General features: G+C 62.8%; 10 protein-coding genes. 5 read left to right on the forward strand and 5 right to left on the reverse strand.

Features of this window, described 5'->3' with window-relative positions; all coding sequences use genetic code 11:
• Nucleotides 1-36: 36 nt before the first annotated feature.
• The gene (locus tag BLU15_RS09930) at nt 37-4,830 is read right to left on the reverse strand and encodes an NAD-glutamate dehydrogenase (protein ID WP_090295186.1); all 4,794 of its coding nucleotides are present in this window, start codon (nt 4,828-4,830) and stop codon (nt 37-39) included.
• 285 nt (nt 4,831-5,115) lie between these two features.
• Between BLU15_RS09930 and pdxY the strand changes: the two genes are divergently transcribed.
• On the forward strand, nt 5,116-5,997 hold the full coding sequence (pdxY, locus tag BLU15_RS09935) for a pyridoxal kinase PdxY (protein WP_060609297.1): 882 nt from the start codon (nt 5,116-5,118) through the stop codon (nt 5,995-5,997).
• Between the two features lie 129 nt (nt 5,998-6,126).
• Entirely contained in the window at nt 6,127-6,780 is a 654-nt protein-coding gene (locus BLU15_RS09940; RefSeq protein WP_034800167.1) for a carbonic anhydrase, read from the forward strand.
• Nucleotides 6,781-6,859: 79 nt separating this feature from the next.
• On the opposite strand, the gene BLU15_RS09945 is transcribed toward BLU15_RS09940, so the two are convergent.
• Together BLU15_RS09945 and BLU15_RS09950 are read right to left on the reverse strand one after the other, a co-directional pair.
• Nucleotides 6,860-7,681, reverse strand: coding sequence for a lytic murein transglycosylase (locus BLU15_RS09945; protein ID WP_034800180.1), 822 nt, complete (start codon nt 7,679-7,681; stop codon nt 6,860-6,862).
• 193 nt (nt 7,682-7,874) lie between these two features.
• Complete coding sequence (locus BLU15_RS09950; RefSeq protein ID WP_034800169.1) at nt 7,875-8,909, reverse strand: aspartate-semialdehyde dehydrogenase; 1,035 nt, start codon at nt 8,907-8,909, stop codon at nt 7,875-7,877.
• 485 nt (nt 8,910-9,394) lie between these two features.
• Here BLU15_RS09950 and BLU15_RS09960 point away from each other — a divergent pair, with 485 nt between their 5' ends.
• Nucleotides 9,395-11,284: an MFS transporter gene (locus BLU15_RS09960; protein WP_034800173.1), complete on the forward strand. Its 1,890-nt coding sequence runs from the start codon at nt 9,395-9,397 to the stop codon at nt 11,282-11,284.
• A 101-nt stretch (nt 11,285-11,385) separates the two neighbouring features.
• On the opposite strand, the gene BLU15_RS09965 is transcribed toward BLU15_RS09960, so the two are convergent.
• Nucleotides 11,386-12,075 (reverse strand): phosphatase PAP2 family protein, encoded by a 690-nt coding sequence (locus BLU15_RS09965; RefSeq protein WP_034800174.1) that lies wholly within the window; start codon nt 12,073-12,075, stop codon nt 11,386-11,388.
• A gap of 230 nt (nt 12,076-12,305) precedes the next feature.
• A complete protein-coding gene (gene leuB / locus BLU15_RS09970; protein ID WP_090295188.1) occupies nt 12,306-13,418 on the reverse strand; it encodes a 3-isopropylmalate dehydrogenase in 1,113 nt (370 codons plus the stop codon).
• A 197-nt stretch (nt 13,419-13,615) separates the two neighbouring features.
• Here leuB and BLU15_RS40620 point away from each other — a divergent pair, with 197 nt between their 5' ends.
• Entirely contained in the window at nt 13,616-13,747 is a 132-nt protein-coding gene (locus tag BLU15_RS40620; protein ID WP_255380610.1) for a hypothetical protein, read from the forward strand.
• Between the two features lie 47 nt (nt 13,748-13,794).
• A complete protein-coding gene (locus BLU15_RS09975) occupies nt 13,795-14,436 on the forward strand; it encodes a LysE family translocator (protein ID WP_034803056.1) in 642 nt (213 codons plus the stop codon).
• Nucleotides 14,437-14,536 lie beyond the last annotated feature (100 nt).

A 14,536-nucleotide genomic window follows, 5' to 3' on the forward strand; every position in this document is an offset into this window, starting at 1 on the left:
CGGGCGAAAAAACTGCCCGCATCCTCTTTGGTACCGTTACTTGGCCCTTCCGCGTGCCAGGTCGTTGAGGAGACCTGCAGCGACGGTGATCTTGGCAAGCGTCGTTTCACCCTTCTCGGTCAGAAGGCGCAGCTGGCCAGTCGCCTGGGCGACACGGACGCGCTCGCTTTCTTCCCAGGCCGCAACCGGGCTGCGCTCCTTCTTCTGCTCGCGCAGGGCTGCCGCGGTGATATCCCGGCGTGCCGCCGCGATATCGGATACAGCGCGTGACAGAGCCATGGCCTCGAACTGCTCGGTTGCCGGAACGCGATCGGATGCCGCCAGCAGACGGTTGATGCGAAGCGTGTCGGTGACGGCGAAATAACCTTGCGCCGTGCGGCTCAGCGTCTCGCCGGTTTCTGCGGCAATCTGCATGATCTCGGGCACCAGCGTCATCAGCGCCAGTTCCGAGATTTCCTCGGCGAGCTTGGCGGGAACGCCACCCTCGACGAAGGCTGCCGTCTTCAACCGGGCTTCTTCGGCGCTCTCGCCGGACACTGCAGTGCGCATGGTCGCACGCAGCTTCTGCAGGCCGTCGCCGAGGCGCGATACGGCCTCGGAGACCGAGCCGGTCGCCGCATGGGTGCGCAGCGCCCGCTCGGTGACGAGCGTGAAGATGCGGCCGACTTCCTGGTAGAGGATGTTCTGCAGGCCGCCGCCGATCTTGTTGTCGAGCGCGTCGATCTCGTCATAGATCCGCGGCAGGTCGAAGCCGTCGAGCGCCAGCACCGCCGCCTTGACGACGTCGGCCGAGAGGAAGCCGGTGGCGTCCGTCAGGGTCGAGACAAAGGCCGGACCACCGCGGTTGATGACCTCGTTGGCGAGGATCGTCGCGATGATTTCGCGGCGCAGGCGGTGACCGTGGATATCGCCGGCATAGGCCTTGCGCATCTTGCCCGGGAAGTAACGCTCGAGCGTCGCCGTGAAGTACGGATCGTCGGGCAGCTCGCTCGCAATCAGCTCATCGAAGAGAACGAGCTTGGAGTAGGAGAGCAGCACGCCGATCTCCGGGCGGGTCAATGGCTTGCCCGCCTGGTAACGCTCGGTCATGGCCTGGTCGGTCGGCAGCGTCTCGACCTTGCGGTTGAGATGGCCGTCGGCCTCCAGCCGGGTCATGAGCCGGCCGAGCGTCGTGCGGTTGCCGAGCCCTTGCATGGCGGTCAGAGAGATCGCCAGCGACTGCTCGTAGTTGTTGCGCAGCACTAGGTGGCCCACTTCCTCGGTCATCGAGGCGAGCAGCGTGTTGCGCTTCGGACGGGTCAGGCGACCATCGCGCATGGCGGAAGCCAGCGCGATCTTGATGTTGACCTCGACGTCGGAGGAGTTGACGCCCGCCGAATTGTCGATGGCATCCGAGTTGCAGCGGCCGCCATTGAGGCCGAAGCCGATGCGGCCCTTCTGGGTGACGCCGAGGTTGGCGCCCTCGCCGATGACGCGGGCGCGGACCTCTTCGGCTGCCACGCGAATGGCGTCGTTGGCGCGATCGCCAACTTCGGCGTCCGTTTCGTTGCTGCCGCGCACATAGGTGCCGATACCGCCGAACCAGAGCAGGTCGACCTGGCTCTTCAGGATCGCGTTCATGATCTCGAAGGGCGTTGCCTTCTGCTTGTCGAGGCCGATGGCGGCCATCGCCTCAGGCGTCAACGTCACCGACTTCTCGGCACGCGAGATGATCATCGCGCCGTTCGAAAGCGTCTTGCGGTCATAGTCCTGCCAGCTCGAACGCGGCAGGTCGAACATGCGCTTGCGCTCGGCAAAGGACCCATCGATATCCGGATTCGGATCGATGAAGATATCGCGATGATCGAAGGCTGCGATGAGGCGGATCTTCTCGGACAGAAGCATGCCGTTGCCGAAGACGTCGCCCGACATGTCGCCAACGCCAGCAACGGTGAAGGGCGTCGTCTGGATGTCGGTGTCCATCTCACGGAAGTGCCGCTTGACGGTCTCCCAGGCGCCGCGGGCGGTGATGCCCATCTTCTTGTGGTCGTAGCCGGCGGAACCGCCCGATGCGAAGGCGTCGTCGAGCCAGAAGCCCGCTTCCTGTGCAAGGCCGTTGGCCGTGTCGGAGAAGGTCGCGGTGCCCTTGTCGGCAGCAACGACGAAGTAAGGGTCGTCGCCGTCATGGCGCTGCGTGTCGGCCGGCGGTACGACATCCTGGCCGACGATGTTGTCGGTGACCGACAGCAGCGTGCGGATGAAGGTCTTGTAAGCTTCGGTGCCGGCCTTGAAGATTTCGTCGCGGGTGCCGCCCGCCGGAAGCAGCTTCGGATAGAAGCCGCCCTTGGCGCCGACGGGCACGATAACGGCGTTCTTGACCTGCTGCGCCTTCACCAGACCGAGCACTTCCGTGCGGTAGTCCTGGGCGCGGTCCGACCAGCGAAGGCCGCCGCGGGCGACCTTGCCGAAGCGCAGGTGCACGCCTTCGACCTCGGTGCCGTAGACGAAGATTTCGCGGAACGGATGCGGTTCCGGCAGACCGTCGAGCTGCTTCGGGTCCAGCTTGAAGGCGAGTACCGCGCGCGGCTTGCCGTCGGCGTCATGCTGGAAGTAGTTGGTCCGGAGCGTCGCTTCGATCGCGTTGACGTAGCGTCGCAAAATCCGGTCCTCGTCGAGGCTCGGCACGGCCGAGAGCGCGTCCTCGATCGCCGACAGCAGCGCGTTGCACTTCTTGGCGCGCGGCTTTTCCTCGAGTTGCGGATCCATCCGGGTCACGAACAGCTTGAAGATATCGGCGGCAATCGCCGGATACTTGTTCAGCGTGTCGGCGATATAGCCCTGAGAGTAGGTGATGCCGGCCTGTCGCAGATAGCGGGCATAGGCGCGCAGCACCGTCACCTCGCGGGCGTTGAGGCCCGCAAGCAGGATCAGCCGGTTGAAGTTGTCGTCCTCGATCGCGCCGTTCCAGGCGGCCAGGAACGCCTCTTCCAGCGCCGGGCCGGATTTTTCGAGGTTCAGCGCAAGGCCATCACGATGGATCAGCTCCATGTCGTGCAGCACGACCTTGCGCTTCTCTTCGCCGTGGGCATTGACGCCGATGTCGTAGGTCTGTTCGCTGATGACCCGGAAGCCGAGGTTTTCAAGCAAAGGTACGCGGCGCGACAGCGACACGGGTTCGCTGGCGTGGAAGATCTTGAGCTCGGCGGTGTCCGGCCGCGAGACGGCGCGCGGATAGTGGTAGAACTCGATGCGGATCGGATCCGGGCCCTTGCAGGCGGCGATGTCGGCCAGATCGGCATAGGCTTCAGCCGGCGTGAAGAACGACTGGTAGGCATTGTCGACATCGAGCTCGATGCCGTCCTTGCGGGCAAGCAGGTCGAACCGGTCGATCCAGCGGGTGACGATGCCGCGAACGGCTTCTTCGAGCTTGGCCTGCGGAATGCGCGGCGTCTTGCCGGCGGAGCGGCCGATGATGAAGTGGACGCGGGCAAGGCCCCCTTCCGGGAAGGCCGGGTAGTAGGCGGAGACGCGACCGTCATAGACCGTCTTCAAGTAGTCGCCGATCTTTTCGCGCACATCCGAATCGTACTGTTCGCGCGGCACGAAGACGATGACCGAGACGAAGCGGTCGAAATGGTCGATGCGTGGCAGTACTCGGATGCGCGGCCGGTCGCCGAGTTCGTTGATCTGTTCGCAGAAAGCGGCGAGCAGGCCGACATCGATCTGGAAGAGATCGTCGCGCGGATAGGATTCGAGCGTGTTGTCGAGCATCTTCCCGGAATGGCTCTGCGGATCGTAGCCGAAGTGATCGACGATCTTTTCGATCTTGTGGCGCAAAAGCGGGATCTCGGCCGCCTGGCGGGTATAGGCCGAGGAGGTGAAGAGGCCGACGATGCGCAGTTCTCCGGCGACATTGCCGTCGGCGTCGAAGCGCTTGACACCGATATAATCCATATAGGCGCGGCGATGGACGACCGATTTGACGTTGGCCTTGGTGACGATCAGGAAATCCGGGCTTTCGAGGAAGGCGAGAATTTCAGGCGTAGTCAGCACCGCGTCCTTGCCCTGGCGCAGCACGCGCACATCGGGATTGGAGAGCATGCCGAGGCCCCTGCCCTTGCCGCGCTCGACCATCGCCTTTCCGCCCTTACCGGAATAGGTGTATTCGCGCATGCCGAGGAAGGTGAAGTTGTTGTCACGCAACCAGCGGAGGAAGGCAAGCGCCTCGTCGCGGTCGCTCTTCTTGCGCGAGGCGTTATAGGCCTCCAGCTCCTGCATCGCATGATCGAGCAGCGCGGTCATCGCTGGCCAGTCGTGCACAGCCTGGTGCACCTGCTCCAGCACGTCGCGAATGCGGTTGCTGAGCTGTTCGGCCTCGACCGGCGCGAGCTTCGTCAGATGGATCTGGATGTGGCTGACGCGGTGCGACGGATCGCTTTCTTCTTCGGGATCGAAGAGCTTTGCCGGCTTGCCCGGTTCCTTGACCAGGATGGGGTGGATCGCGAGGTGAATGTCACGGTGGGTGCTGGTGATTTCCCCCATGACCGAATCATAGAGGAACGGCATGTTGCGTTCGGTGACCGCGATGATCGACACCTCGGTGCCGCCAGGTGCTACACCGGCGACGGTTTCGACGGAAACCTGCGGCTTGCCGCCATCCCAGCGGGCGAGTTCCTGATAGGCATGGGCGGCCGTCAGCGCCAGCATGTCCGCCGAATAGAGATCGAGGTCATCGTTGCTGGCCCCACCGAAGAGGATCTCCGGCGCCAGCGCCTCGACGCCCAGTTTGATGGCGGCCGCCTTCGCTGCGTCGATGTGTCTGTCCCGCTTCGGATTGTATTTCACGCCCATGAAGTCTCTCCCATTCATGATAGGCCAAACCCTATCAGAACCATGGCTAATGGCGACCGCTTTTTACGCTGATTTCGGCAAAATCGAGCCCAAAATCGGAGAATTTCACGTGAAAACAGCTTAAATCCATTTAAATCGAAGGTAATTTCGCGAAAATTGCTCGAAAATCGAAGAAAAAGCACGAAAACGCCAGAGGCTTCTCCGGAGCCTATCTGACATCGGCTGTTGACAGGGGGGTGACAGTCGGGTGAACAGAGTTTCGAGATCGTAGGATTGGACTGGTCGATGCCCGAAATGCCTTCCCTGCCCGGCGCCGTCATCGTCATCTCGAGCCATGTCGTGCGCGGCAAGGTGGGCAACAGGGCCGTGGTCTTCGCGCTCGAAACTCTGGGGCATCCAGTCTGGGCCCTCCCGACCGTCATCCTCCCCTGGCACCCGGGCCACGGCCGCTCGACGCGGGTCACCATTTCCGATCAGGATTTCGGGTCGGTGATCGATGACCTCATGGCAGCACCCTGGGCCGGAGAGGTGCGCGCCGTGCTTTCGGGCTACCTAGGCTCGGCCGGACAGGCCGAAAGCGTGGCCCGGCTGGTGACGGCGCTGAAGGAGCGCAATCCCAAACTGATCTACGCCTGCGACCCCGTGATCGGCGATGCTGGCGGTCTCTATGTGCCGGAAACCACGGCGGTTGCCATTCGCGACCGGTTGCTGCCGCTTGCAAATCTCGCGACCCCGAACCGTTACGAGCTTGCCTGGCTTGCCGGGGCGACGTTGGAGACGAACACGGCGATCCTTGACGCAGCGCTCGGCCTCGGTCCGGCCCGCGTCTTGGTGACGTCTGCCGTGCCGATGATGAGCGGCGGGACCGGTAATCTCTTTCTCTCGGGCAACCACGCCCTGCTTGCCGAACATCGTTTGGTCGAAAACCCGCCGAATGGTACGGGCGACCTGTTGGCGGCGGTGTTTCTCGCCCGGATCCTTGAAGGACTTTCAGAGGAACGTGCCTTGCAGATGGCGACTGCGAGCGTATTTGAGATCATCGCGCGGAGCGTCAAGCGCGGCGCGGATGAACTGACCATCGAGCAGGACGCGTCGAGCCTATCGACGCCAATGGCGATGGTGCAGATGCGCCGACTGGTTCATCCGAATCAGATGCGGCGCAAGTGAAGAAGCTGTTCACGGACCGCCACCCCTATGGCATCGTGGATTGAATTTTAGATCGCGATCATTTTCATGACGGAGGCGCAGGTGGGCGAAAGCCGGCCATGCCGCCTTGAAGCACGAGCGGAGCAATCGATGGACAAGCAGCAGCAGCGTTTTCCGGACTATCTTCTGAACGGCTACCACAACTTCATGAACGGTCGCTTCAGCGAGCAGCAGAAACGCTACAAGGCGCTGGCGGAAACCGGTCAAAAGCCGAAGACGATGGTGATTGCCTGTTGCGACTCGCGTGCTGCGCCGGAAACGATCTTCGACAGCGGCCCGGGCGAACTCTTCGTCGTGCGCAACGTCGCCAATCTCATGCCGCCCTACGAGCCGGATGGTCACTACCACTCCACTTCGGCGGCCCTCGAGTTCGCCGTGCAGTCGCTGCGCGTCAGCGACATCGTCGTCATGGGCCATGGCCGCTGTGGTGGTATCAAAGCGGCACTCGATCCCGATGCGGAGCCTCTGTCACCGGGCGATTTCATCGGTCGCTGGATGCATCTGCTGAGGCCCGCGGCTGAGCAGATCCAGAGCAACGACGTGATGACGCAGGCGGAGCGCCAGCGTGCGCTCGAGCGAGTTTCGATCCGCAACTCGCTTGCCAATCTGCGCACTTTCCCGTGCGTCCAGATCCTCGAGGCCAAGGGCAAGCTCCACCTGCACGGCGCCTGGTTCGACATCTCGACCGGCGAACTCTGGGTGATGGACCCGGTGACGGGCGATTTTTCCCGCCCGGGAATGTAAGCGGTCAGCAAAAAAAGGCCCGGCTCTTTCGAACCGGGCCTTTTGTCTGGTTGGTTATGCGTTCCGAAGGACGAAAATCCTAGAGACCGTCGATCTCGGCGCCGATGATGGCGATCGCTTGCTGGTAGACGCTTGCGGCGTTCCAGCCCTGGATCGCAGCGAAGTTCGCCTGGCCCTGCTGATAGCCGGCGCCCGGCTGCCAGCCATGGCCGCGCAGGAAATTGGCGGTGGATGCCAGCGCGTCAGCCTTGGAGCGAACCATGTCGACATGGCCGTTGCCATCGCCATCGACGCCGTATTTCAGGACGTTGGCGGGCAGGAACTGGGTCTGGCCGATTTCGCCATGGGCGGCGCCACGCGCATCCGGGCTCAGATCGCCGCGCTGCACGAGCTGCAGGGCCGCATAGAGCTGGTTGGTGAAGTAGTCCGAGCGACGGCAGTCATAGGCCAGCGTCGAAACGGCCGAGAGCGTGTGCTCCTTGCCCATGAAACCGCCGAAGCCGGTTTCCATGCCCCAGATGGCAATCAGCGGGCCAGCCGGCACGCCGTAGCGCCGCTCGATGCTGGTAAAGAGTGCGGCGTTCTGCTGCTTCATCTTCTTGCCGCGGGAAATGATCACTTGGCCGCCGCGCTTCTGCATGAACTGCTCGAGCGACAGCTTGAAGCTCTTCTGGCCGCGGTCGGCGCGGATCGTCGCCTTGTTGTAGGAGACGCCGGAGAGTGCACGGTCGAGCACCTGCGGGCTGATGCCGTTGCCGGAGGCCTGCTGCTTGAAGTTCTGCACCCAGGCTTCAAAGCCGCTTCCGTCATTGCCGCATTGGGCGGCAGATGCCACCGCCGGAAAAACTGCAGTCGAAATCAGGGCGGCAAGCCCCACTGCTGCGCACTTCGCCCTGTGCATGAAATACCCCGTCATAGCCCGAATCTCGTTGCTCTTAAAAATGCCAGCCTTCGCCGGCCGTGTCACCTACCGCAAGCGGCAGGTAACTTTATCGTGGTTTCACGTGAATCCGGGAAGGATCGGCCCCTCGTGAAACAGGAAACCCGCCAGGCTCGAAAGAGCCTGGCGGGAGTGAATGGTTCTAATGCCGTTTTCAGGCAGCCTGCTTGCGCGGCTTGATGAGGCCACGATTGACCAGCAGCTCGGCAATCTGGATCGCGTTCAGAGCGGCACCCTTGCGCAGGTTGTCGGAAACGACCCACAGGTTGAGGCCGTTCTCGACGGTTGCGTCTTCGCGGATGCGCGAGATGTAGGTCGCATCTTCGCCGGCGCACTCGTAAGGAGTGACGTAGCCGCCGTTCTCGTGCTTGTCGACGACGAGGCAACCCGGCGCTTCGCGCAGGATGTCGCGCGCTTCGTCAGCGGTGATCTCGTTTTCGAACTCGATGTTCACCGATTCCGAATGGCCGATGAAGACGGGAACGCGCACGGCGGTGCAGGTCACCTTGATCTTCGGGTCGAGCATCTTCTTGGTCTCGGCGAGAACCTTCCACTCTTCCTTCGTGTAGCCGTCTTCCATGAACACGTCGATGTGCGGAATGACGTTGAAGGCGATGCGCTTGGTGAACTTCTTCGATTCGATCGGATCGGCAACGAAGACGGCGCGGGTCTGGTTGAAGAGTTCGTCCATGCCGTCCTTGCCGGCGCCGGAAACCGACTGGTAGGTCGAGACGACGACGCGCTTGATCTTGGCGTGGTCGTGCAGCGGCTTCAGCGCGACGACAAGCTGGGCGGTCGAGCAATTCGGGTTGGCGATGATGTTCTTCTTGGTGAACTGCGCGATCGCGTCCGGGTTCACTTCCGGAACGATCAGCGGCACTTCGGCGTCGTAGCGCCAGGCCGAGGAGTTGTCGATGACGACGCAGCCCTGCTGGCCGATCTTCGGCGAATACTTCAGCGATACGGCGCCGCCAGCCGACATCAGGCAGATATCGGTGTCGGAGAAGTCGTAGTTTTCGAGGTTCTTGACCTTGAGGGTCTTGTCGCCGAAGGAAACTTCGGTGCCCTGGGAGCGGGCGGAAGCGAGGGCGACCACTTCATCCGCGGGAAAGCCGCGTTCGGAAAGGATGTTCAGCATCTCCCGGCCGACATTGCCGGTGGCGCCTGCGACTGCAATCTTGAAACCCATGATCTAAGCTCTCTTTTCTGTCTCTCCTCGTCGGGTGAGGGGGAAACCGCGCGACCTGCCGCGAGGGTTCCTGTCCCCGGCCAAACCGGGGAGAGAGCGGAGGGCCAGAGACGTCAGACGGTTTTCGTCGTCGTTTTGGCCGTTGTTTTGCAAGCGAACGAAAAATCGACATCCTGCCCCGCGGCAAGAGCCGGCAGGATCAAAGCAGCGATGGCTGGACCGATCGGTCGCATGGTGGTGATTTCCTCGTTCGTCGCTGCTCTTACGCGGTTTTGGGGAAGAGTCAAGACATTGCCGCGCGCCGGCACGCCCCCGCCCTGCCCGCGATCGATCGCCGCATTAGACGAAAGTCATAAGCCGAAAGCATCTCTGCCTGTGATGACACTTTTCTGACATCCTCATTTCAGGCGCACCACGTCCGGACGTTCGAGGGAGGAATGCTGGACCAGCCAATGGGCGCTCCTTTGGAGTGGAGGATTATCAAAATGGCAAATGTCGCGACAGCGGACGACGCAAAAACGCGTCCGATGACCGGCGAGGAGAAGAAGGTCATCTTCGCCTCGTCGCTCGGTACCGTCTTCGAATGGTACGATTTCTATCTCTACGGTTCGCTCGCCGTCTACATCGGCGCGACCTTCTTCAGTTCCTACCCGGAAACGACGCGTAACATCTTCGCGCTTCTGGCCTTTGCCGCGGGCTTCCTGGTTCGCCCGTTCGGCGCGCTCGTCTTCGGTCGCCTGGGTGACCTCGTCGGCCGCAAATACACCTTCCTCGTGACGATCCTGATCATGGGTCTGTCGACCTTCCTGGTCGGCATCCTGCCCGGCGCTGCCTCGATCGGCATTGCCGCGCCGATCCTGCTCATCGTGCTGCGCATGCTGCAGGGCCTGGCGCTCGGCGGCGAATATGGCGGTGCGGCAACCTACGTGGCCGAACACGCCCCGCATGGGCGTCGCGGCTACTTCACGTCCTGGATCCAGACCACGGCGACGCTCGGTCTGTTCCTGTCGCTGGTGGTGATCCTGCTCGTGCAGTTCGCGCTCGGCAAGGAAGCCTTCGCCGCCTGGGGCTGGCGCATTCCGTTCCTGCTGTCCTGCGTGCTTCTCGGCATTTCCGTCTGGATCCGTCTGAAGATGAACGAATCCCCGGCCTTCAAGAAGATGAAGGAAGAGGGCAAGGGCTCCAAGGCGCCGCTTCGGGAAGCCTTCGGCCAGTGGAAGAACGCCAAGATCGCGCTTCTGGCGCTGTTCGGTGCCGTCGTCGGACAAGCCGTGGTCTGGTACTCCGGTCAGTTCTACGCGCTGTTCTTCCTGACCGGCGTCCTGAAAGTAGACGGTCAGTCGGCCAACATCATGGTCGCCGCCTCGCTTTTGATTGGCACGGGCTTCTTCGTGCTATTCGGCTGGCTCTCCGACAAGATCGGCCGCAAGCCGATCATCATGGCCGGTCTGCTGCTTGCGATGCTCACCTACTTCCCGCTGTTCAAGGCGCTGACCTGGGCCGGTAACCCTGCACTCGCTGAAGCCCAGGCAACCGTTCGCGCAACGGTGACCGCGGCTCCCGGCGACTGCAAATTCCAGTTCAACCCGACGGGCACGGCGAAGTTCACAACCTCGTGCGACATCGCAACCGCGTTCCTCACCAAGAACTCCGTTCCCTACGACGTCGTCACGACGGCTGCGGCGGGCACGGCGGCGACGGTCAAGGTCGGCGACACCACGATCAACAGCTACGACGCAGTCGCTGCTGGCGATGGTGCCAAGGCCGCCAACGCCGCCTTCGAAAAGCAGACCAACATGGCGCTCCACAATGCCGGCTACCCGCTGGTTCGTGGCGCGGCAAAGGTTCCGGACGCCAAGCTTGACGGTTTTGTCACCGCCAACCCGGAACTGTCGCTTGACGCAGCCGCTGTCCGCGGCGGCGAAAAGACCATGGTTCCGGCCGAAAAGCTCATCGCCGACAAGCTGCTGACCAAGGATGAAGTGGGCGCTGCCACCGAAATGGCCGTCTACACGATCGCCGGCGGCGGCACCTACGCGATGGTCGCGGATCCTGCCAACGTCAACTGGACGACGATCATCGCGGTGCTCACCGTGCTCGTCATCTACGTGACGATGGTCTACGGCCCGATCGCAGCCCTGCTGGTCGAACTCTTCCCGACCCGCATCCGCTACACCGGCATGTCGCTGCCCTACCACATCGGCAACGGCTGGTTCGGCGGGCTGCTTCCGGCAACGGCCTTCGCGATGAGTGCTGCCCAGGGCGATATCTACTACGGCCTCTGGTACCCGATCGTCTTTGCAGGGATCACGCTGGTCATCGGCCTCCTGTTCCTGCCGGAAACGAAGGATCGCGACATCCACGCGATGGATTAAGCCCGGCGCTCCCGGAGAGAACAAATCCCGGGGGCACCTCAAATCTTCCCCGAGCTATCATGGCTCTCCTGACTCCGGCGCGGTCTTCCGCGCCGGCTTTTTTATTGGGTCGGCTCGCTGCGTCCGGCAAGCGGCCAACCGCCCGGGCCGAGGCGAAACAGGCGACCGTATTTGGCAAAGACAAACGCCATCATCACCGATGTCCAAAGGCCGAGCAGCAGCCCGGCGGCGACGTCGCTCGGATAGTGTGCGCCAACGATGACGCGGGAAACACCGATCGTCAGCGCCAGGACCAGAAAGAGTGGCCTCAGTCTCGGCAGCAGCATGGCGAAGACGCCGAAAAACGCACCGGCCGCAGTCGAGTGCCCGGACGGAAAGCTCTCATAGAGATCACTGGCGGCGAACGGCGTCAGGCTGTAGGCGCCGAGCTCGGCAAAGAGTTCCGGTCGTGCCCGGCCGATCAGGAGCTTCAGCGTATGCACCAACGCGCTGGCGGTGCCGATCGTCAAAAGGAAATAGGCGGCGAGGTCGCGGGCAGTGCGCGCCTTGTTTTGAAGCGGCCCCTGGCTTGCCGCCCGGCGCAGCACGAAGGCCCCCGCAAGCAGGATACCGGAAAGATAGATCATCCAGCCAAAGGTACCGAAATCGGTGATCCTTTCATTGAAGGTGACGATGTTGTCCGGCAGGCCTTGCGCGCGCTGTGACAGGAACGGATCGAGCGGGATGAGCGCGAACACGAGGATGGCTGTTGTCAGCACGATCCATCCGGTGGCCGCAAGTGGTCGGTTCATGGTTCTCCCATCCTGCCACCCAGATCGCGCGGCAATTGTCTGTTCCTGTCGGGGCACGATGCAGGGCGCTTCCCGCGCCAGGCGGCCCCGGTCCGTCTTTTTCCGATGTGTCGGTTCTTTTGGCAAATTCAAGGCCGTGAAACGCAAAACACCTCCGGATGCGCTCCGGAGGTGTTGGTTTTCGTAGGCCTGTTGGCGTCAGCGTGACGCCGTTCAGGATCGGTTGTCGCTTACGCCGACAGCGCCTTGAACTCGGCAAGGATGGCGTCGCCCATCTCGGTGGTGCCGACCTTCTTCGCCCCTTCGGCCATGATGTCGCCGGTGCGGATGCCCTGGTCGAGCACGGTGGCGATCGCCTTCTCCAGATTGTCGGCTTCCGTCACCAGGTTGAAGGAATAGCGCAGGCACATGGCGAACGAGGCGATCATCGCGATCGGGTTGGCAATGCCCTGGCCGGCAATGTCGGGTGCCGAGCCATGCACCGGCTCATAGAGCGCCTTGCGCTTGCCGCTGACACCATCCGGTGCGCCGAGCGAGGCGGACGGCAGCATGCCGAGCGAACCGGTGAGCATCGCCGCCACGTCCGACAGCATGTCGCCGAACAGATTGTCGGTGACGATGACGTCGAACTGCTTGGGCTGGCGCACCAGCTGCATGCCGCCGGCGTCCGCCAGCATGTGCTCGAGCTGGACGTCGGAGTACTTCGCCTTGTGCGTCTCGGTCACCACCTGGTTCCACAACACGCCCGACTTCATGACGTTGCGCTTTTCCATCGAGCAGACGCGGTTGTTGCGGGTGCGGGCCAGCTCGAAGGCGACGCCCGCGATGCGCTCGATCTCGTAGGTGTCGTAGACCTGGGTGTCGATGCCACGCTTCTGGCCGTTGCCGAGATCGACGATCTCCTTCGGCTCGCCGAAATAGACGCCACCGGTCAGCTCGCGCACGATCAGGATGTCGAGGCCTTCGACCAGTTCCGGCTTCAGCGACGAGGCGGCGGAAAGCGCCGGGTAGCAGATCGCCGGGCGCAGGTTGGCGAAGAGCTCGAGATCCTTGCGCAGGCGCAGCAGACCGGCTTCCGGGCGCACCTCGTAGGGCACCGCATCCCACTTCGGACCGCCGACGGCGCCGAACAGCACCGCATCGGCGGCAAGCGCCTTCGCCATGTCCTCTTCCGAGATCGCCTGACCGTGGGCGTCATAGGCCGAACCGCCAACCAGCCCCTCGTCCGTCACGAAGCCGGCACCAAGCTCGGCATTCATGTAGGCGATGATTTTGCGGACTTCCGCCATGGCTTCCGGGCCGATGCCGTCGCCGGGCAGAAGGAAGAGGTTGCGCACAGTCATGGATAGTCCTTCTCGCGGGGGGAAAACTCGGCCGCGTTCTAGCGCAACTTCGTATCGAGGGAAATCGGCGAAACGAAAGATTTGTGCGCGGCCGCGAGCGGAACGTTCCCTACGGAACAGCTGATCGGCCGGGGCACTGCGATGATGGTCTAGAAGCCGTGTACCTGCCTGGCCGTCGATCCCTCGAGGAGAAAAACATGAGCAATTTCGTTCACGCCGTCGCCGCCCATATCCGCGCCACGACCAAGAACCTGACCTTTACTGGCCGGCCTTCCGGCAAGCGCTCACCCGCGTCGTCCTATAGTTGGCTTAGCTTTCCTCTTGACTGAAACGGTGCCTCCGGATCGAATGCGGGTAACGCAACTGGGAACCCGCCATGTCCGAGACGCTGCTGATTGGAGCCTTTCTCGCCGCCCTCTCCTATGTCCTTATTCCCGGACCGGCGTTTCTGGCGCTGCTCGGCATCGGCGCCGGCCAGGGGCGCAAGGCAGGCGCCTTGTTCATGGGCGGACACCTTGCCGGTGACGTTCTCTGGTCGACCCTGGCGCTGGTCGCAATCGTCGGCGCGCGCTCCGTCGGCACGACGATTTTCGATATCCTCGGTCTCTTCTGCGGCGCCTATCTCGGCTGGATCGGCTGGACGGCATTGCGCGCACGCCCCGCCGGGGAGAACCGCGCGCTCGTGACAGTCGAGCGTCCTTTGAGACGCGGACTGATTTTTGGACTCACCAATCCCAAGGGCTATCCGGTAGCGCTCGCAACCTTCACGGCGCTGCTGGCCAGCTCGGCCAACGCGCTCGAGTTCGATGCGCTGCCGGCGCTGCTCGGCGTCTCGCTGATCGGATTTCTCGTGGCCGATCTGATCCTGATCGTCATCATCGGCACCTCCGTCGTGCGGCGTTTCTACCGACGCCACGAACTCGCGATCGTCCGGCTCTCCGGTCTCCTGTTCATCGGCTTTGCCGTTCAGGCGGTCTGGCACGCTGCCCCCGGGCTTCTCGGTTTGCGCAGGCCTTGACGGCAAGCCCCCTCACGACCACCTCCATTGCCTCCGCGTCCTGATGTCATAGATCAGCGACGCCCCTCCCCGGCCCCGCGTCGGACCGCATGCGAAAGGA

Source organism: Ensifer sp. YR511 (assembly GCF_900103045.1).
GTDB lineage: Bacteria > Pseudomonadota > Alphaproteobacteria > Rhizobiales > Rhizobiaceae > Ensifer > Ensifer adhaerens.